Consider the following 17559-nt stretch of genomic DNA (forward strand, 5'->3'; position numbering starts at 1 on the left):
TGTATATCCTGTGGATATATTTAATCCATCGAGACGCCACAGCGACTCGGCAGGGCCTAAAAAGACCCGCAGCTCTTTAACAGCCAGCGCAACAAACAACAGACCGCATTGCCTCTACCGGCGACCGGCGAGCAGACAGGCCCGAAAGCCTGCCAACGGCAGGAACAACCTGGACGGCTGCTCGATGGTGAAACGCCTTAACCGTGTGAATGACCCGGCAAGCGATGCGCCCCGCTCCTCCAGCGGTAATAGGACGGACAGCATCACTGAGCAGCCTTCCACCGAAGGCTGCTTGGGATGACAACCGACAGGTAATCAACCATGAAGCACGCAACAGTAATCGCCCCGCTCGAAATCCACGCTTCCAACTGCGAGAACAACGCTGCGATCCAGGAGGCTGAAGGTCAGCTCGAAGACGCGGCGAACAACCGCACCAACGCTGCCGATTACCGGCAGGCAATCGAAGCGCTCCAGGCTGACTAAGCATCACTGCTGCACCTTGGCGACAGGGTGCATCGGGATGCGGATGACTCTGCACTGCGCAACGCGGCCCTCCCGCATATCAACCAACCCAGCACGGAGGATTGGCAGCCATGTAACCGATAGATATCCAGGCCCGCCCAATGGCGGCACCTGCGATCACGTAGGGAGGTCTTCGTGACGCAAACAAAAGCCCGGTTCCGATCGGGCTTTTTTACGCCTGCCTTTATCCGTCAGCACTCTCCCCTGCGCCCAACGGCATCCAGCAGGAGGCCCGAGTGCTGACGAATACACGCAACCCCACCGAGGAGTCGCCATGCATCCATCACTTCAACAGCGAGTCGACGGGGTTGCCGCCCTGCGTGCTCGTGCAAGCATCGCCACCGCCGCGTTCTACGCCATGATTGGCCAAGAGCTGCCCGTGCAAAAGATTCGCTACCAGGTCGTCACTAAGGGCAAGGCGTATCACATCATTGAGCTGGCCACCCGCAAGGTGAAGGGCTTTCGCTGGACTTGGAAAGAAGCCGTGAACTTCGCCCAGCATCTGGAAGCGCGCGACGACGGCATCAAGCTCTCGCTGTCAGGTGATCGGAAATGATCGGCGTACCAATGCCCAACCCGCGAGACTCGCTCATCGCGAACCTGAACCAGCAACTGGATCAGTTCTTCGGTGCCGGCCGGTCAGTGCAGGAAATCGCCGCCGGTGTCAGTGGCGAACGGGAAGTGATCTTCGGCACTTCCCACAGCAACAAGCTGCGGGTCGAGCGCGACAAACTCGCCCCGCAGCTGAAGGCGCTGGCCGACTCCGGCAAGACGGTGATCGAGGCGGCCAAGGAAATGGGTATGGAAACCAAACGCGCCAGGCTCATCGCCCGCGAGAACAACATCAACTTCCCGGGGCCGCCGTGAGACGCATCAACAACCAGGTGCGCCAGCGCCGACGACAGACATGGCTGGATCTACCGGCCCACGGAATTGAAGAGGCAGGCCATGGCCAAAGACAATGCGCAGATTCAGCGGGACAAGCGCGCCAAGGAGAAAGCTTTGCTGGACCGAATCGGCGCCGAAAAGCGGTCGCTGATTGTGTCGAAAGCGCTCGCTGACGCGCTTCAGGTGCTGGGCGAGCGCCACGACTTCGAGGAATGGCAGGAGACGGTGTCGACGTTCCTGATCAACCTGGCCGCATCGCCGGCCGAAGAGTCGGCCCGCTTCGCAAGCATGTCGCGACCTGAAATTTCAGTTTCTGAAAAGTGGTCGCGACAGCTTGAAAAGTTCCGTAAGACGGGCGTTGAACAATAGCCATACAACTAAAACGACTATAGCTGGTAGTCAATACTCAACTAAGGAATAAGCTCCCGCGATGTCTCGCAGCATTGCCAAACCAGAAGGTTGCAACCGACCTTCAGTATCAGCAAGACCTCTAGAGGCCAAGCGAGCAACACCGCTAATTTCTCCGGCTCTGACCCTAGCAAGGAAAAGACCTATAAGTTCATTATCATTTGAACTCAGGATTGAGTCATGAGAAAGCAACCTGACTGAATTCTTAAAAGTATTAACCCGCGCTTGCGAGGCATTGTATTTAGCAATAATTTCACTCTCGAACTCAACTTCATCTATTCCGTCATTTGCGACTAGCTTGTAATGCTTTATTCCGAACTCCTCGCCGTTGCACGGCGCCTCAACTACCGCCTTAACCAATACATCAAGCCATCCATAATCGAGAATAAGTTTATCCCCACAGCTGATCCCAACACTCACACCATTATTGGCAAATGTAGCGCCCCCTGGCTGCGACTCTACAAACTCGACGTCTTCTGGCAAATCAGCCTCATGGACCAATCCGTTTCTGTAATACTTGTATATTAAGTACTCGACAGCTTTCGGTTCCCCCTTGAACATTACAGTAAAGCCAGAGGCACAAAATTCGGGGCCTATGTTTACATTTTGAACTATCCGCCTAATCCTCCCACCTAGAAATAATGTAAACGCTTCCTCATCACGCATTACGTCATTATTTCTGAGGGATTTCGTTACTTTTGCTGGAAAGACTTTTCTTGATGATGCAGCAACGGCCAATGACAAAATCGTCAAAGCCCCAATATGTCGCCCTTGTGCAATTAGAAATTTAGCATCATCTACTTGCTGAGAAATAGTCACAAAAAATTCCTTTTGGTTGTAGTGGGGCCGCCTACTTGCCGTCGTCAGCGTTACGCCAAGACATCAATCAATAGCCCACTTCAACGAATCACGCCAGCCCAGCGATGAACGCCTACCAAACCCTATCCAATTAAACCATGATCAGCTTCCGCCGGAGCTGTCGCCGAATTTCAGAATAAAGACCATCAACATAATCCGATACTGACTGGCCATCAACCAGTCCCTGTTCAACTAAATGCTCCCACCGGGTTAGTGTTTTATCAGATCTTTCTTCCGCAACAGGATTAAATCCCCCGTCTATTAACAACGACAAATAGTCATGTATGTAAGCGCAAAAAACAGATTCAGCTTTATACGCCATAAAGAATCCCAATTCGAATTTTAGACCCCACAACTCAGCAGCCTTCAGCTCAATGGTTTCAAGGGTTGCTCTTGAGGCTTGCACGTCTTCCAGTCTTCCCTCGTAAAGCCGTACGAGATGGTTTTCCCTGCCACCATTTCCTATCCAAGTGTTATTTTTAATGTGCTCAACAGAAGACTCAGCCAAGTACCAGCACTTTACCAACTCCTGTTGATATCTCCGCATTGCAACTATTAATTCGGAAGCAAGCTCATGATCCGATGAGGCCTTTACTTGCTTCCTCCATGTACTCAACCCTATTAACGCTACAAATACTGCGCCAACGGTTGATGCTGCGCCGAATATTTCAAACAAATCGTGAATATTTGCGACTTTATAAAAATCGCTCGAAAAAGTGAGTTTTCCCCATACAACCCCTGCCAAAAACAACAAAAAGCAAACCAACCAAACAACTTTATCTTTCATAAATTATTCATCCTAACCGGTCGCCTGATGTTATCAGGCCCGCAACCGTTAGCGCGAGGTATCACAATGCCTACTGCAATAGATTTGTTCGCCGGTCTCGGCGGATGGTCAACCGGTGCCCGCAATGCCGGCATCGACGTTCTTTGGGCCGCTAACCACTGGCCGGTAGCGGTTGAGTGGCACAGCGCCAACCACCCGGACGCCATTCACATCTGCCAGGACCTGCATCAGGCAGATTGGTCGAAGGTCCCCGCTCACGACATTATGCTGGCCTCTCCTTGCTGCCAGGGACATTCGAAGGCGCGAGGCAAGAAGTCCGGGAACGCTCAGCACGACGCATCGCGGTCCACGGCCTGGGCGGTTGTGTCGGCTGCCGAGTTCCACCGGCCAGAAGTGGTGCTGGTCGAGAACGTCGAAGAATTTACGGACTGGGCCTTGTACCCTGCCTGGTCGCAGGCAATAACAGCGTTGGGCTACATGATCGCGCCGCATGTCGTTGATTGCGCAGATCTCGGCGTACCACAACACCGCGTGCGCCTGTTTCTGGTTTGCACCCGGAGCAAGGCACCGCTGAACCTTCAACTTCACCAGCGCCGGCATGTGCCAGCCTCATCCTTCATCGATTTCGAAGCGGGCAAGTGGAGCCCGGTTGTGAAGCCGGGCCGGGCTGAATCGACCCTGCTCCGCGTGAAGAATGGCCGGGAGCGCTTCGGTGATCGTTTCATCATGCCCTATTACGGATCAGGCTCGGGCCTGACTGGCCGCAGTTTGGAGCGCCCGATCGGGACCATCACCACGCTTGACCGGTGGGCTCTGGTGCGCGGTGATGAGATGCGGATGCTCTCGGCCAACGAAGCGCTTGCTGCTATGTCGTTTCCGACGGACACAAAGCGGCCGGATAATCATCGACTGACTATGCACATGGCCGGCAACGCGGTACCTCCGCTGGCAGGGCAGCGAATAATCGAAGCGCTCAAAGCAGCTGCCTGACCTACCCTCAACTATTGCGTTGAAGTGGAAGGACCAAAAAGGTCATGCGAGTTTTGGCTTTAAATATTGCTCAATAGCTGTGACACAGCGATTGAATTTTTGACGAAATTCATCACCTTCTTCGCTCATATTGTCATAACGCAAGTTTGGTTTGTCTTTAATGGCGTCCCAATGAGCTGCCTTATAAGCATCATCTTCGCGTGGATCTGACGCCATAAACCAGAACTCAACATAATTTTTGAGTTCGTGCTGAAGTTTGAATAACGGCTCAAAAAGCTCATGCAACTCCTTATCCCACAGAGCTTCACTTTCAAGCAAGGTTGCTTCAATAGGCGCTCGCGCGGCGAAAACCGTTTCGAACCGCCTTTGATAACCGGCGTAATGGCGCAGATAGCCTCTCTCCCTGGAAGACAAATCAACATCTTCTTGGGGATCGAGATCCATCTCAGCGCGCATCATCACTGGCGAGCGAGCGCGCTCTACGGACTCACGAAACCTATACAGTTCGACCAGAGCTTTTCTGGCTAGCTCATGATGCGCTGTCCCTCTAAGTTGCTTTCTCCACGTTGCGAGGCCGGCGAGACCAACATAAAAAGCCAACCCAACGCCAGCGGCACTAACTAGCGTCCCCACTATGGTGAACACATCTTTAGTGAGCGACCAGTCCGCATCGGTAATAGCCAAACAAATTGACATCCCTATCTCCCCAAAAAGTCAAATCGCAATATACCGGCGAGTCCGTTTCATGCCCATCACTTACGGAAGCGTTTGCAGCGGAATCAAAACCAGCCCATACGACTGAGCACATTGATCAATCGAATCACAGCAGCAATCAGGTTTAGCCACTCAGTCAGTCGTTTCATGCGATCGCTCTCCGGCCTGTCGATAGCCAAAGGATGCGGAACGCTACATCCGCTCGCAAACGACTTCGCAATTAATTGAAACCGACCGTTTGTCTCCGCTATCCACCCCTCCACCGCCCGGGCATGCCCCGGCGATAGTTAACACTGCAACTAAAACGGTTGCTTTTTTATTCGAACATTCTGACCTTCATAATCTTCAGTAACGAAGATGTCGAATATCTGAAAACTTGCCAAGCCACTAAGCTTTCTATATTGAACTGTTAGTTCGAATTTTTGAAAAACCCCACTCATATCACTTAAGAAAAAACCTCGAACGACGTCTTTATGCAGCGGCTCTAGAGGCATAGGAGGTTTCTCAACTTCGTCACTACTAAGGCGGACCACTACACCATCACAATAAGTGCCAAAATTTCTAATTTCAAAGTTCTCTAACCACTCCCCTTCTATCTCCTGAGCGCCCATATATTTAAGCTCCAGGAGAGGCTCGAGTGATCGTTCATAATGGCGTAAATTCTCTTGCTGCGCTTCAACAAGTGCTTTCTGCTGCTCGACCGACTCTTTTAATTCCGCAGCCTGCATTTGGAGCGCATCAGAGCTTATTTTTAACTCGCGCCCCTGCTGTATGTAACCTAGAACTAACCATAGAAAAGCGACAGGACCAAAAACCCCAGCTGACAAATCCCCGATTGCATTCAACTCCAGTGTAATTAGCTCATCGAATCTCGCTCCCATTATCAAAATAGCGCCGCCTATATATAGGGCCGTGAAATGAACTGCCCACCACTCCAAGTTTCTGCTGCACCACCACTTCGCTTGGTGCGCCCAGTAGTCTCGATAATGTTTCATAGCTTTCGTCCTTGGCGAATATAGCCGGGCACTGTAACAAAATATCAAGCACTAAGTGGTAACTCCTTCCCCCTTCAAAGTCAGCCGCTATAGCGGCAAGGACGAAGTCATGCCTGAAGAAATTGCCGCGACCTTGCGAGAGCGGATCATCCAGTACATGCGAAAGAACGAAAAAAATGTTCGCGGCTGGTTTCCCACCTGGTGGTTCAAGTTTCACGTCTCCGGCGCCAGCGACACTCCCGAGATTCGCCGGAAACTGGAGAGGATGAAGCGTGACGGGTTGGTCGAGGCCGATCACAGCCAGAGCAACAACACCAAATGGAAGCTGACCGAAAAGCCCAGTGAGGTGGCCCCATGATCTTCGCCCCGCTCTACATGCTCTGGCTCATCTACAAGGGGCCGCGGCGGTAAGGGTTCACCCCTCCAGTCACCTCAGGGGAGAAAGCGTGTACGCAACTGGCGAAGTGAACCAATAAACCGTAGCTCACCCGCTCAGCTCGCCTGACGCCCCTCATCTGATTTCACAATCCACCTATCAGCCTGCCGATGAACGGCGGGCGAGGACTGCGCGTGAATATTTATCGACACACCTTCGCAGCCGTTTGCCCGTCCGACGGCGAACTGATCATCTACCGCCTGGAAGTCCGTTCGCCTGTGATGATCCGCGTCGAGCGCATCGGGGAGGAAACCGCAGCCATCAAGAAAGGTTGGCATGAGCAGATCGCCGACCGACTCGCCGAAGCACTGGGCGGCGATCAAACGATCATCGCCACGCACCAGGGCGTCGAAATCGAAACAGTGAGGCTAAGCGGATGATTCACTACCACGGCTTGCCGATCACACCAGAGACAGCGGCAGCTGCGGCGATTGGCGGCGGCCATGCCTTCGTAAGCTTCAGTGATCCTCGGCAACTCGCACTTGCAGCCCAAGTTTGCCAGTCGTTTGCCATCGACAACGGAGCGTTCTCCGCTTGGAAACAAGGAACGCCCGTCACCGACTGGCAACCGTTCTACCGCTGGGCGGCGGACGCCAAGCTGATTCCGGCGTGCGACTTCGCCGTTATACCCGACGTAATTGACGGTGATGAAAGGGCGAACGACGCGCTGCTTGAAGAGTGGCCGCTGCCTCGATGGTTTGGCGCTCCGGTTTGGCACATGCATGAAAGTCTCGAACGGTTGGAACGCCTTGCCAGCGGGTGGCCAAGAGTCTGCATCGGCAGTTCGGGTGACTTCTCACAGCCAGGCAGCGCTGCTTGGTGGGTGCAGATGGGAAAGGCCATGCGGGTTGTTTGCGACGATGATGGCCGCCCCATGTGCAAGCTTCACGGTTTGCGAATGCTTGATCCCGCGATCTTCGGCCACCTGCCGCTCTCAAGCGCCGATAGCACGAACATCGGCCGAAACATCGGTATCGACCAGGCGTGGCGCGGCACCTACTCGCCGCCCACCAAGGAAGCACGAGCAGCGGTGATGCGCTGCCGCATCGAGTCGCACAACTCACCACCGCGCTGGACTTACAGCATCCCAGAGATCGCACCAACTCAAGGCGCACTGCTTTAACTCCATCCCAACCTTCTGCCGCCCCGGGCGGCTTGGAGCACCCTATGAGAAAAGAACTGATCAAGATCAGTGAGTTTCAGCGCCGGCGCTGGGGCGAGAACGGTACACCGCAATGCCCTCAGGCGATTCGCAACCACATCCGTAACGGCGTTGTGCCGGGCGAGCAGATCGGAAAACTCTGGTACGTTGATTGGACCGCATTCACCCGCTCGGACGGCAACGACCTGGTGGCGATGGTATTGAAAGGAGCTGCATGATGGTCCCACGGCCGCGTAACAAGGCGAACAAGAGCCTACCGCAGAACCTGTACTTCGATTCGCGGCGTTCGACCTATCGCTACCGCCGGCCTACCGACGGTAAGTGGTTTCAGTTCGGCGCCGACCGGATCAAGGCCATCGACGCGGCAAAACAGTTGAATCTGGAGTTCATGCGCGGTGCTGATCTGATCGGCGCCGTGATGGGCAGCACATCCGAATCGTTCACCGGTTTCCTGGACACGTATGAGCGCGACGTGCTGCCTCCGCGCGAACTGGCTAAAGGGACTCTTGGCCTATACGCCGTGCACTTCCGTCGCTTCCGGAAGCAGTTCGAAGGAAAAGCAGTCGACCAGATCACAATCCGCATGATTGCGGAGATGCTCGACGTACTCACCCCGCGAACCGCCAATCAATGCCGCGCCTTGCTGGTTGATATCTTCAATCACGCAGCGGCCAAAGGCCTGTGCCCGGACAACCCGGCAGCCAGCACGATCAATCGTATCGAGAAGAAGCAGCGCAAGCGGCACACAATTGAAGGCCTGAAGGCCATCCGGGAGAAGTCGCCGTTCTGGCTGCAGAATGCGATCGACCTCGCGCTGATCACTGCGCAACGTCGTACCGACATTTTGAACATGCGGTTCGATGGTGTTCGGGAAGGTTATTTGTATGTGGTGCAGCAGAAGACGGCCAAGGCCAGTGACGCGGCGTGGATCCGGTTCAAAGTGACCGAAGAACTCCAGGCCGTGATCAGCCGGTGCCGGGATGACATCGTTTCGCCTTACCTGGTCCACCGCCGGCCTGATCGCAAGAAACAGAAACAGGCGCAAACCAAAGACCACTGGACGCAGGTAGAAGAACGATATTTGACGCGAGCCTTTAAAGAGGCCCGCGAAGCGGCGGATTGTTACAAGGGATGGAAAGAGGAGGAAATGCCGGGCTTCCACGAAGTGCGAGCGCTGTCGCTGCACCTGTACCAGAAAGCCGGAAAGGACGGGCAGAAAATCGCCGGTCATGCCAGCGAGAGCATGACCAAAAACTACCAGAAGAACCACGCCGAAATCGTCTGGTCCGAGGCGATTCCGGACCTGAATATCAGCGAAATCACGGGGTAGTTTTGCGCCAGTTTTGCGCGGGTTTTGCGCAGGCACAAAAAAGCCGATCTATGTGATCGGCTTAAGTGTCTGATTTTACTCAGGAATAATGGTCGGGACGGAGTGATTCGAACACTCGACCCCTAGCACCCCATGCTAGTGCGCTACCGGACTGCGCTACGCCCCGACTAGGCGTGAAACCCATTCCTCATCTCGAGGAACGCTCAAGAATATATCGCAAGCTTTTGAAAACTGAAAGTATTTAAAAGCGAGAATTTATTTCTTGAGTACCACCAGAACATCTTCGAGCTCGGCGATCATCTGGCGGATCATTTGCTTGTATTGGGTGGTGTCGTCTTTGGCCTCATCACCGGACAAACGCAGGCGCGCTCCGCCGATGGTGAACCCCTGATCGTAAAGGAGCGCACGGATCTGCCGGATCATCAGCACGTCCTGGCGCTGATAATACCGGCGGTTTCCGCGGCGTTTGACAGGGTTGAGTTGAGGAAACTCCTGCTCCCAGTAGCGCAGCACGTGTGGTTTTACCGCACACAGCTCGCTGACTTCACCAATGGTGAAGTAGCGTTTGCCCGGGATGACGGGGAGCTCGTCGTTATGACTTGGTTCCAGCATAAGCCTCAACTCGGGCCTTCAACTTCTGCCCTGGACGAAAGGTGACCACACGGCGAGCCGTGATCGGGATTTCTTCCCCCGTTTTCGGATTGCGGCCAGGCCGCTGGCGTTTGTCCCGAAGGTCGAAATTGCCGAAACCGGACAATTTGACTTGTTCGTTGTCTTCGAGAGCGTGCCTGATTTCTTCAAAAAACAGTTCGACCAATTCCTTGGCCTCCCGTTTGTTCAGGCCCAGCTCTTCATACAGACGTTCCGCCATCTCAGCTTTCGTCAGAGCCCCCATACGTCACTTCCTTAACGTGGCGTTCAACCTTTGTTCGAGCGAGGTGAGGATGTTTTGCGTTGCGGTATTCACCTCATCGTCATTAAGAGTGCGCGATGGATGCTGCCAGGTCAAGCCGACTGCGAGGCTTTTTCTATCAGGATCAATGCCTTTACCCTGATACACGTCAAATAGCCTGAGGTCTGTCAGCCATTCGCCTGCATTTTCACGGATTACGTCCAGTACAGCCGTGGCTGCAACGTCTTTGTGCGCAATCAGTGCAAGGTCACGACGCACTTCAGGAAAGCGCGATAACTCGTGGAATTTTGGCATTTTGCCCGACGCCACTTCCGCCAGAACCAGCTCGAAGACGAAGACCGGACGGTCGAGACCGAGGGTTTTCGACAATTCAGGGTGGATCGCGCCAATGAAGCCGACCAGACGACCGTCACGTTCGATGCGCGCGGTTTGACCCGGGTGCAGCGCTGGGTGTTTGCCCGGCACGAAAGTGAACGAATCCAGAGCACCGGCAAAACCCAGCACCGCTTCCACGTCTGCCTTGACGTCGAAGAAGTCGACGGTATCGCGACCCTGCGCCCAGCCTTCCGGCAGGCGACTACCGCAAACAACACCCGCCAACATCGGCTCTTGCTTCAGACCTTCAAGCTGGCCAACGAAACGCAGGCCGCTTTCGAACAGACGCACGCGATCCTGCTGACGGTTCAGGTTGTGCTGAAGCGCCTTGACCAGACCCGGCCACAGCGACGAACGCATGGCAGCCATGTCATTGGAGATCGGATTGGCCAGCAGCAACGGCTCCACACCCGGATTAAACAGTTCGAACTGTTTCGGATCGATGAAGCTATAGGTAATTGCTTCCTGATATCCACGGGCAACCAGCAGGCGGCGCAGTTCAGGCAGGTCGCTACGAGCTTCTGCCTTGGCTTGCGGCGCCAGACGCGCTTGCGGATAACGAACCGGCAAACGGTTGTAGCCATACAGGCGTGCCAGTTCTTCGATCAGGTCCACTTCCAGGCTGATATCGAAGCGATGGCTTGGAACTTCTACACGCCACTGCCCTGCCCCGTCGGCAGTAATGGTCAGGCCCAAGGCGTTGAGCAGACGCTCCACCTCGGCCGAATCCATTTCCATACCCAGCATCTGGGTAATACGCTGGGCACGCAGGGTGATCGGAGCAATTTTCGGCAGGTGCTGTTCGCTGACGGTCTCGATGATCGGACCCGCTTCACCACCGGTGATTTCCAGCAGCAAACCAGTCGCGCGCTCCATGGCTTCGCGGGCCAGCTGCCAGTCCACGCCACGCTCATAGCGATGGGATGCATCGGTGTGCAGGCCATAGGAACGGGCCTTGCCTGCTACGGCGATCTGGTCGAAGAAGGCGCTTTCCAGGAACACATCACGTGTGGTCGCGGAAACACCGCTGTGCTCGCCACCCATGACGCCGGCAATTGCCAGTGCGCGGGAGTGGTCGGCAATCACCAGCGTATCGCTACGCAGGCTGACTTCCTGGCCGTCGAGCAGCACCAGCCTCTCGCCCTCTTCAGCCATGCGCACACGGATGCCACCGTTGATTTCGGCGAGATCGAAGGCGTGCAGCGGCTGACCCAGCTCCAGCATCACATAGTTGGTGATGTCGACGGCAGCGTCGATGCTGCGCACGTCGGCACGACGCAGACGCTCGACCATCCACAGCGGCGTTGCTTTGGACAGGTCGACGTTACGGATCACACGCCCCAGGTAACGTGGGCACGCGGCGGGCGCCAGCACTTCTACCGAGCGCACTTCATCGTGGGCGGCAGGAACCGAAGCCACCACCGGACGGACCACCGCAGCGGCGTACAGGGCACCCACTTCACGGGCCAGACCGGCCAGGGACAGGCAGTCACCACGGTTCGGGGTCAGATCGACCTCGATGCTGGCGTCTTCCAGGTCCAGGTAAACGCGGAAATCCTCGCCCACCGGCGCATCGGCCGGCAGCTCCATCAGGCCGTCATTGCCTTCACCAACCTGCAGCTCGGTTTGCGAGCACAGCATGCCGTTGGACTCGACGCCACGCAGCTTGGCCTTCTTGATCTTGAAGTCGCCTGGCAGCTCGGCGCCGATCATGGCGAAAGGAATCTTCAAGCCCGGGCGCACGTTTGGCGCACCGCAAACAACCTGGAAGGTTTCCGAACCGTTGCTGACCTGGCACACGCGCAGTTTGTCGGCGTCCGGGTGCTGCTCGGTGCTCAGCACCTCGCCAACGACCACGCCACTGAAAACACCGGCGGCCGGCGTAACGCTATCGACCTCAAGACCGGCCATCGACAGACGAGCAACCAGCTCGTCGCGACTTACCTGCGGGCTAACCCAGCCACGCAGCCATTGTTCACTGAATTTCATCCTGCTCTCCTAAGAATTCGTTACGACTAGCGAAATTGCGCGAGGAACCGCAAGTCGTTGTCGAAGAACAGACGCAAGTCGTTCACGCCGTAACGCAGCATGGCCAGACGCTCTACGCCCATGCCGAAGGCAAAGCCCGAGAACTCTTCCGGGTCGATCCCGGACATGCGCAGCACGTTCGGGTGAACCATGCCGCAACCCATCACTTCCAGCCAGCCGGTCTGCTTGCAGACGCGGCAGCCTTTGCCGCTGCACATCACGCATTCCATGTCGACTTCTGCGGATGGCTCGGTGAACGGGAAGTACGAAGGACGGAAACGCACCGCCAGTTCCTTTTCGAAGAACACCCGCAGGAACTCTTCGATGGTGCCTTTGAGGTCGGCGAAATTGATGTCGCGATCGATCAGCAGGCCTTCGACCTGGTGGAACATCGGCGAGTGGGTGATATCGGAGTCGCTGCGGTATACACGGCCTGGGCAGACGATGCGGATCGGCGGCTGTTTCGACTCCATGGTGCGGACCTGTACCGGCGAGGTATGGGTGCGCAACAACATGTTCGCATTGAAATAGAAGGTGTCATGCATCGACCGGGCCGGGTGGTGGCCGGGGATGTTGAGCGCTTCGAAGTTATGATAGTCGTCTTCGACCTCAGGGCCTTCGGCGATGCCGTAGCCAATACGGGTGAAGAACTGTTCGACGCGTTCCAGAGTACGGGTAACCGGATGCAGACCACCGGAGGTCTGACCACGGCCAGGCAGGGTCACGTCAATGGACTCGGCAGAGAGTTTGGCAGCCAGATCGGCTTCTTCAAACAATGCCTTGCGCGCATTAAGGACCTCTGTGACACGCTCCTTGGCAACGTTGATCAGCGCACCGACCTGCGGACGCTCTTCTGCCGGCAAATTCCCCAGGGTCTTCATCACCTGAGTCAATTCACCCTTCTTGCCAAGGTAGTGAACCCGGATTTGCTCCAGGGCATTGATATCTTCAGCGCTTTGCACAGCCTCTAGAGCTTGAGAGACGAGCGCATCCAGGTTTTCCATGTACAGACTCCAGATACAAAATAGGGGAAGAGCTTGAAGGCTCTTCCCCTATTTATGACGTTTAACACCTGACCCCACAGATGCGAGGCCGGGTGACTGTCGGGGGTACTTAAGCCAAGGTGGCTTTAGCTTTCTCGACAATCGCAGCAAACGCCGCTTTTTCGTTCACTGCCAGATCAGCCAGAACCTTACGGTCGATCTCGATGGACGCTTTTTTCAGGCCGGCGATGAAACGGCTGTAGGACAGACCGTTGATACGAGCACCAGCGTTGATACGAGCGATCCACAGAGCGCGGAACTGACGTTTTTTCTGACGACGGTCACGGTAGGCGTATTGGCCTGCCTTGATTACCGCTTGCTTGGCAACACGGAATACGCGGGAGCGTGCGCCGTAGTAGCCTTTAGCAAGTTTCAGAATTTTTTTGTGACGCTTACGGGCAATGACGCCACGCTTTACACGAGCCATGAGTTACTTCCTCTATTCTTGACTAAAATTAACGAAGGCGCAGCATGCGCTCGACTTTTGCCACGTCAGACGGATGCAGCAAGCTGCTACCGCGCAGTTGACGCTTACGCTTGGTCGACATTTTGGTCAGGATGTGGCTCTTGAAAGCGTGCTTGTGCTTGATACCGTTAGCAGTTTTCAGAAACCGCTTAGCAGCACCACTTTTGGTCTTCATTTTTGGCATGTTCGGATACTCCGCATTCAGTTGATAAACATAATCAGAAGGCCTGCCGTGCCCTGTTGATTACTTCTTCTTTTTCGGGGCGATGACCATGATCAGCTGGCGTCCTTCCATCTTAGGATGCTGTTCGACCGAACCGTACTCGAGCAAGTCACCTTCAACTCGCTTGAGGAGTTCCATCCCCAGCTCCTGGTGGGCCATCTCACGGCCGCGGAATCGCAAGGATACCTTGGCCCTGTCCCCGTCACTCAGGAAACGTACCAGGTTGCGCAGTTTTACCTGGTAATCCCCTTCCTCCGTCCCTGGACGAAACTTGATTTCTTTAACCTGAATCTGCTTCTGGTTTTTCTTGGCCGCAGCAATCTGCTTCTTCTTTTCGAAGATCGATTTGCCGTAGTCCATCAGTTTGCAAACAGGTGGTACTGCATCGGCGGAAATCTCCACCAGATCCAGCTTGGCCTCTTCAGCCTTAAGAAGCGCGTCTTCAATTGACACAATCCCGAGCTGTTCACCTTCAGCCCCAATTAACCGAACCTCGCGTGCCGAGATATTCTCGTTGATCGGGGCTTTCGGTGCAGTTCGTTTATCTTGTCTCATTTCACGCTTAATAATAATTACTCCGAATCTTGGCGACCACGCCGGGAAACCGCTTGCGCGAGGAACTCAGCGAACTGGGCGACGGGCATCGAGCCCAGGTCAGCACCTTCACGAGTACGCACAGCGACAGTCTGCATCTCGACTTCCCGATCTCCGATAACCAAGAGATAAGGAACCTTGAGCAAAGTATGCTCGCGGATTTTAAAGCCGATTTTTTCATTTCTCAAGTCAGACTTGGCACGAAATCCGCTTTCGTTGAGGGTTTTTTCAACCTCGGCGGCGAAATCAGCCTGTTTGTCAGTGATATTCATCACCACTGCCTGGGTCGGAGCAAGCCACGCCGGGAATGCACCCTCGTAGTGCTCGATCAGGATTCCGACGAAACGCTCGAAGGACCCCAGGATCGCCCGGTGCAACATCACCGGGTGCTTGCGACTGTTGTCTTCGGAGACGAATTCGGCTCCCAGACGGACCGGCAGGTTAAAATCGAGCTGCAGGGTACCACACTGCCAGACGCGACCGAGACAATCTTTCAACGAGAATTCGATCTTCGGACCGTAGAACGCACCCTCGCCCGGTTGCAGATCGTACGGCAGGCCCGCGCTATCAAGGGCTGCGGCCAGCGCAGCTTCGGCGCGATCCCAAAGCTCGTCGGACCCGACGCGTTTTTCCGGACGAGTGGACAGCTTCATCTCGACATCTTTAAAGCCGAAATCGGCGTAGACGTCCATGGTCAGCTTGATAAACGCGGCGGACTCGGCCTGCATCTGCTCTTCGGTGCAGAAGATGTGAGCGTCGTCCTGAGTGAACGCGCGCACGCGCATGATGCCGTGCAAGGCACCCGATGGCTCGTTACGGTGGCACGCGCCAAACTCGGCCAGGCGCATTGGCAGCTCGCGGTAGCTTTTCAGGCCCTGGTTGAACACCTGCACGTGGCAAGGGCAGTTCATTGGCTTGATCGCGTAGTCGCGGTTTTCCGACTGGGTGGTGAACATGTTGTCGGCGTAGTTGGCCCAGTGCCCGGATTTCTCCCACAGGCTGCGGTCAACGACTTGCGGCGTCTTGATTTCCAGGTAGCCATTGTCGCGCTGAACCTTGCGCATGTACTGCTCGAGCACCTGGTACAAAGTCCAGCCGTTCGGATGCCAGAACACCATGCCCGGCGACTCTTCCTGGGTGTGGAACAGGCCCAGGCGCTTGCCGATCTTGCGGTGGTCGCGCTTTTCGGCTTCTTCAATGCGCTGGATGTAAGCCGCCAGCTGCTTCTTGTCCGCCCATGCGGTGCCGTAGACGCGCTGCAATTGCTCGTTCTTGGCATCGCCGCGCCAGTAGGCACCGGACAGCTTGGTCAGCTTGAAGGATTTCAGGAAGCGGGTGTTCGGCACGTGCGGACCGCGGCACATGTCGACGTATTCTTCGTGATAGTACAGGCCCATGGCCTGCTCGTTCGGCATGTCTTCGACCAGGCGCAACTTGTAGTCTTCGCCACGGGCCTTGAACACTTCGATCACTTCGGCGCGCGGAGTGACTTTCTTGATCACGTCGTAATCTTTCTCGATCAGCTGCTGCATGCGCTGTTCGATGGCCGCCAGGTCGTCCGGAGTGAAAGGACGCTCGAAGGCGATGTCGTAATAGAAACCTTCATCGATGACCGGACCGATGACCATTTTGGCGGTCGGGTACAACTGCTTGACCGCGTGGCCAACCAGGTGGGCGCAAGAGTGGCGAATGATCTCCAGCCCCTCTTCATCCTTTGGCGTGATGATTTGCAGCGACGCGTCGCTGTCGATGATGTCGCTGGCGTCGACCAGCTTGCCATCGACCTTGCCGGCAACGGTGGCCTTGGCCAGGCCTGCACCGATGGATGCGGCGACCTCGGCTACGGAAACCGGGTGATCGAATGAACGTTGACTGCCGTCGGGAAGAGTAATAGTTGGCATGGCGCCTCCTCTCCTAGTGGTGACCCCTACCAAAGGTCACGTGGGTTGGGATGAGCCAGTACAAGATCCGGTCCAGGCCGTTCAATGACGAACGCCTGCCTTACAGCGGCAGGAGCCTTGCGGCCAACCGGGAAACCGAACCAGAGTGACTGGGATTCAAATCAGGGTTAATCGTGCATCTGCCGCCACCGGGACTGAAGGTCCGTCGGAGCCTGCAAACGCCCGAGCCACGCATGCTAGCACAGATGAACGGTTGCCACGGTGCGCAGGTTTTGCAGCAGGGTAAATTGGCTGTTTTTATGCCAGAGTGCTGAACTTGAAGCGCACTATCGCCCTCAGATAACAAGATATCTGACCCACAAGGAGTATCTCAGCATGCGTCTGAATCGTTTATTCGCCGTAGTCGCCCCCGTCATTCTCCTCCTGCCACTGGCCGCCCATGCAGAATGGCCAAAAGGCGAACGACAGAAATACATGGCTCAGTGCGTTCCTGCCGCTGCCGAGAAGATTGGTACGCCGGCAGCAAAATCCCACTGCGCCTGCGGTGCCGATGCCATCAAATCGTACCCTGCCGCCGACATTCAGGCCCTGATGAACAACACGGCCAGCGACACATTGAAGCAGCAGGCACTGAGCAAAATTGCAGCCTGCAAGGCCACCAAAACAGAGCAAAAATAAGCCCGCCCCCATGCTTTCAGCCCCTGAAACACTGTTAAAAAGCCGCTGAAACAGGACCTTTCGTACAATTTATTCAGGTTTTTCAGCTTTTTTTATCGCCTTAACTTTCGACCGAAAGCCTTATAGAACGGGGCTTTCAGCCGCTAAAGGATACAAAGAAAAAACGTCTGATTGGCAAACAGTGCGTCCGGGGGGCTCCCAAACCGAACATTTCGACTATGATACTCGGGTGTGCCCAGTTGGCCTGA

Annotated in this window: 23 protein-coding genes and 1 tRNA gene; 11 read left to right on the plus strand and 13 right to left on the minus strand. The window is 55.4% G+C overall.

Annotated features, from left to right (window positions below; translation table 11 throughout):
* Window positions 1-321: 321 nt before the first annotated feature.
* The 4 genes from KGB20_RS04495 to KGB20_RS04510 all read left to right on the plus strand — a co-directional run bounded on the left by KGB20_RS04495 (window position 322) and on the right by KGB20_RS04510 (window position 1779).
* Window positions 322-483, plus strand: coding sequence for a hypothetical protein (locus tag KGB20_RS04495; protein ID WP_223532112.1), 162 nt, complete (start codon window positions 322-324; stop codon window positions 481-483).
* A 313-nt stretch (window positions 484-796) separates the two neighbouring features.
* Window positions 797-1078, plus strand: coding sequence for a hypothetical protein (locus tag KGB20_RS04500; RefSeq protein ID WP_223532113.1), 282 nt, complete (start codon window positions 797-799; stop codon window positions 1076-1078).
* Window positions 1075-1389: a hypothetical protein gene (locus tag KGB20_RS04505; protein ID WP_223532115.1), complete on the plus strand. Its 315-nt coding sequence runs from the start codon at window positions 1075-1077 to the stop codon at window positions 1387-1389. Before KGB20_RS04500 ends, KGB20_RS04505 begins: the two co-directional genes overlap by 4 nt.
* 81 nt (window positions 1390-1470) lie before the next feature.
* The gene (locus KGB20_RS04510) at window positions 1471-1779 is read left to right on the plus strand and encodes a hypothetical protein (protein WP_223532117.1); all 309 of its coding nucleotides are present in this window, start codon (window positions 1471-1473) and stop codon (window positions 1777-1779) included.
* A 30-nt stretch (window positions 1780-1809) separates the two neighbouring features.
* On the opposite strand, the gene KGB20_RS04515 is transcribed toward KGB20_RS04510, so the two are convergent.
* Window positions 1810-2637, minus strand: coding sequence for a hypothetical protein (locus KGB20_RS04515; protein WP_223532119.1), 828 nt, complete (start codon window positions 2635-2637; stop codon window positions 1810-1812).
* Between the two features lie 130 nt (window positions 2638-2767).
* Window positions 2768-3463, minus strand: a complete 696-nt coding sequence (locus KGB20_RS04520) for a hypothetical protein (RefSeq protein ID WP_223532121.1) — start codon at window positions 3461-3463, stop codon at window positions 2768-2770.
* A 66-nt stretch (window positions 3464-3529) separates the two neighbouring features.
* On the opposite strand from KGB20_RS04520, the gene KGB20_RS04525 reads away from it, so the two are divergent.
* A complete protein-coding gene (locus KGB20_RS04525) occupies window positions 3530-4453 on the plus strand; it encodes a DNA cytosine methyltransferase (RefSeq protein WP_223532122.1) in 924 nt (307 codons plus the stop codon).
* A 42-nt stretch (window positions 4454-4495) separates the two neighbouring features.
* Here the strand turns inward: KGB20_RS04525 and KGB20_RS04530 are convergent, their stop codons facing one another.
* Both KGB20_RS04530 and KGB20_RS04535 read right to left on the minus strand, forming a co-directional pair.
* Entirely contained in the window at window positions 4496-5137 is a 642-nt protein-coding gene (locus KGB20_RS04530) for a hypothetical protein (RefSeq protein ID WP_223532124.1), read from the minus strand.
* Window positions 5138-5466: 329 nt separating this feature from the next.
* A complete protein-coding gene (locus KGB20_RS04535; RefSeq protein WP_223532126.1) occupies window positions 5467-6162 on the minus strand; it encodes a hypothetical protein in 696 nt (231 codons plus the stop codon).
* A 109-nt stretch (window positions 6163-6271) separates the two neighbouring features.
* Here KGB20_RS04535 and KGB20_RS04540 point away from each other — a divergent pair, with 109 nt between their 5' ends.
* The 5 genes from KGB20_RS04540 (at window position 6272) to KGB20_RS04560 (ending at window position 9090) form a co-directional block, all read left to right on the plus strand.
* Window positions 6272-6520, plus strand: a complete 249-nt coding sequence (locus KGB20_RS04540; protein WP_223532128.1) for a hypothetical protein — start codon at window positions 6272-6274, stop codon at window positions 6518-6520.
* A 212-nt stretch (window positions 6521-6732) separates the two neighbouring features.
* Window positions 6733-6978, plus strand: coding sequence for a hypothetical protein (locus KGB20_RS04545; RefSeq protein WP_223532130.1), 246 nt, complete (start codon window positions 6733-6735; stop codon window positions 6976-6978).
* Complete coding sequence (locus tag KGB20_RS04550) at window positions 6975-7721, plus strand: hypothetical protein (protein WP_223532132.1); 747 nt, start codon at window positions 6975-6977, stop codon at window positions 7719-7721. Before KGB20_RS04545 ends, KGB20_RS04550 begins: the two co-directional genes overlap by 4 nt.
* A 44-nt stretch (window positions 7722-7765) precedes the next feature.
* Entirely contained in the window at window positions 7766-7978 is a 213-nt protein-coding gene (locus KGB20_RS04555) for a hypothetical protein (RefSeq protein ID WP_150715352.1), read from the plus strand.
* Entirely contained in the window at window positions 7978-9090 is a 1113-nt protein-coding gene (locus tag KGB20_RS04560; protein WP_223532135.1) for a tyrosine-type recombinase/integrase, read from the plus strand. Before KGB20_RS04555 ends, KGB20_RS04560 begins: the two co-directional genes overlap by 1 nt.
* 89 nt (window positions 9091-9179) lie before the next feature.
* Here KGB20_RS04560 and KGB20_RS04565 read toward each other — a convergent pair.
* The 9 genes from KGB20_RS04565 to thrS all read right to left on the minus strand — a co-directional run bounded on the left by KGB20_RS04565 (window position 9180) and on the right by thrS (window position 16633).
* Window positions 9180-9256: transfer RNA gene (locus KGB20_RS04565), tRNA-Pro, on the minus strand.
* Between the two features lie 89 nt (window positions 9257-9345).
* Complete coding sequence (locus KGB20_RS04570) at window positions 9346-9702, minus strand: MerR family transcriptional regulator (protein WP_003179985.1); 357 nt, start codon at window positions 9700-9702, stop codon at window positions 9346-9348.
* Window positions 9683-9985: an integration host factor subunit alpha gene (gene ihfA / locus KGB20_RS04575; protein WP_002553164.1), complete on the minus strand. Its 303-nt coding sequence runs from the start codon at window positions 9983-9985 to the stop codon at window positions 9683-9685. The genes KGB20_RS04570 and ihfA overlap by 20 nt, the downstream gene beginning before the upstream one ends.
* 3 nt (window positions 9986-9988) lie before the next feature.
* Complete coding sequence (pheT, locus tag KGB20_RS04580; protein ID WP_154910102.1) at window positions 9989-12367, minus strand: phenylalanine--tRNA ligase subunit beta; 2379 nt, start codon at window positions 12365-12367, stop codon at window positions 9989-9991.
* 26 nt (window positions 12368-12393) lie between these two features.
* Window positions 12394-13410, minus strand: coding sequence for a phenylalanine--tRNA ligase subunit alpha (gene pheS / locus KGB20_RS04585; protein ID WP_007975711.1), 1017 nt, complete (start codon window positions 13408-13410; stop codon window positions 12394-12396).
* Between the two features lie 109 nt (window positions 13411-13519).
* Entirely contained in the window at window positions 13520-13876 is a 357-nt protein-coding gene (gene rplT, locus KGB20_RS04590) for a 50S ribosomal protein L20 (protein WP_007905879.1), read from the minus strand.
* Window positions 13877-13904: 28 nt separating this feature from the next.
* The gene (rpmI, locus tag KGB20_RS04595) at window positions 13905-14099 is read right to left on the minus strand and encodes a 50S ribosomal protein L35 (protein WP_002553160.1); all 195 of its coding nucleotides are present in this window, start codon (window positions 14097-14099) and stop codon (window positions 13905-13907) included.
* Window positions 14100-14159: 60 nt separating this feature from the next.
* The gene (gene infC / locus KGB20_RS04600) at window positions 14160-14711 is read right to left on the minus strand and encodes a translation initiation factor IF-3 (protein WP_172435703.1); all 552 of its coding nucleotides are present in this window, start codon (window positions 14709-14711) and stop codon (window positions 14160-14162) included.
* On the minus strand, window positions 14711-16633 hold the full coding sequence (gene thrS / locus KGB20_RS04605) for a threonine--tRNA ligase (protein WP_090454263.1): 1923 nt from the start codon (window positions 16631-16633) through the stop codon (window positions 14711-14713). Before thrS ends, infC begins: the two co-directional genes overlap by 1 nt.
* A 375-nt stretch (window positions 16634-17008) precedes the next feature.
* On the opposite strand from thrS, the gene KGB20_RS04610 reads away from it, so the two are divergent.
* The gene (locus KGB20_RS04610; protein WP_057715540.1) at window positions 17009-17311 is read left to right on the plus strand and encodes a hypothetical protein; all 303 of its coding nucleotides are present in this window, start codon (window positions 17009-17011) and stop codon (window positions 17309-17311) included.
* Window positions 17312-17559 lie beyond the last annotated feature (248 nt).

Origin of the sequence: Pseudomonas sp. BF-R-30 (genome assembly GCF_019956175.1) — a bacterium.
Lineage (GTDB): Bacteria > Pseudomonadota > Gammaproteobacteria > Pseudomonadales > Pseudomonadaceae > Aquipseudomonas > Aquipseudomonas jessenii.

What these genes read in the sequence shown, in the direction of transcription:
- KGB20_RS04495 (WP_223532112.1), top strand. Translation starts at nt 322, where the DNA reads ATGAAGCACGCAACAGTAATCGCCCCGCTCGAAATCCACGCTTCCAAC.
- KGB20_RS04500 (WP_223532113.1), top strand. Translation starts at nt 797, where the DNA reads ATGCATCCATCACTTCAACAGCGAGTCGACGGGGTTGCCGCCCTGCGT.
- KGB20_RS04505 (WP_223532115.1), top strand. Translation starts at nt 1,075, where the DNA reads ATGATCGGCGTACCAATGCCCAACCCGCGAGACTCGCTCATCGCGAAC.
- KGB20_RS04510 (WP_223532117.1), top strand. Translation starts at nt 1,471, where the DNA reads ATGGCCAAAGACAATGCGCAGATTCAGCGGGACAAGCGCGCCAAGGAG.
- KGB20_RS04520 (WP_223532121.1), bottom strand. Translation starts at nt 3,463, where the DNA reads ATGAAAGATAAAGTTGTTTGGTTGGTTTGCTTTTTGTTGTTTTTGGCA.
- KGB20_RS04525 (WP_223532122.1), top strand. Translation starts at nt 3,530, where the DNA reads ATGCCTACTGCAATAGATTTGTTCGCCGGTCTCGGCGGATGGTCAACC.
- KGB20_RS04535 (WP_223532126.1), bottom strand. Translation starts at nt 6,162, where the DNA reads ATGAAACATTATCGAGACTACTGGGCGCACCAAGCGAAGTGGTGGTGC.
- KGB20_RS04540 (WP_223532128.1), top strand. Translation starts at nt 6,272, where the DNA reads ATGCCTGAAGAAATTGCCGCGACCTTGCGAGAGCGGATCATCCAGTAC.
- KGB20_RS04550 (WP_223532132.1), top strand. Translation starts at nt 6,975, where the DNA reads ATGATTCACTACCACGGCTTGCCGATCACACCAGAGACAGCGGCAGCT.
- KGB20_RS04555 (WP_150715352.1), top strand. Translation starts at nt 7,766, where the DNA reads ATGAGAAAAGAACTGATCAAGATCAGTGAGTTTCAGCGCCGGCGCTGG.
- KGB20_RS04560 (WP_223532135.1), top strand. Translation starts at nt 7,978, where the DNA reads ATGGTCCCACGGCCGCGTAACAAGGCGAACAAGAGCCTACCGCAGAAC.
- KGB20_RS04570 (WP_003179985.1), bottom strand. Translation starts at nt 9,702, where the DNA reads ATGCTGGAACCAAGTCATAACGACGAGCTCCCCGTCATCCCGGGCAAA.
- ihfA (WP_002553164.1), bottom strand. Translation starts at nt 9,985, where the DNA reads ATGGGGGCTCTGACGAAAGCTGAGATGGCGGAACGTCTGTATGAAGAG.
- pheT (WP_154910102.1), bottom strand. Translation starts at nt 12,367, where the DNA reads ATGAAATTCAGTGAACAATGGCTGCGTGGCTGGGTTAGCCCGCAGGTA.
- pheS (WP_007975711.1), bottom strand. Translation starts at nt 13,410, where the DNA reads ATGGAAAACCTGGATGCGCTCGTCTCTCAAGCTCTAGAGGCTGTGCAA.
- rplT (WP_007905879.1), bottom strand. Translation starts at nt 13,876, where the DNA reads ATGGCTCGTGTAAAGCGTGGCGTCATTGCCCGTAAGCGTCACAAAAAA.
- rpmI (WP_002553160.1), bottom strand. Translation starts at nt 14,099, where the DNA reads ATGCCAAAAATGAAGACCAAAAGTGGTGCTGCTAAGCGGTTTCTGAAA.
- thrS (WP_090454263.1), bottom strand. Translation starts at nt 16,633, where the DNA reads ATGCCAACTATTACTCTTCCCGACGGCAGTCAACGTTCATTCGATCAC.
- KGB20_RS04610 (WP_057715540.1), top strand. Translation starts at nt 17,009, where the DNA reads ATGCGTCTGAATCGTTTATTCGCCGTAGTCGCCCCCGTCATTCTCCTC.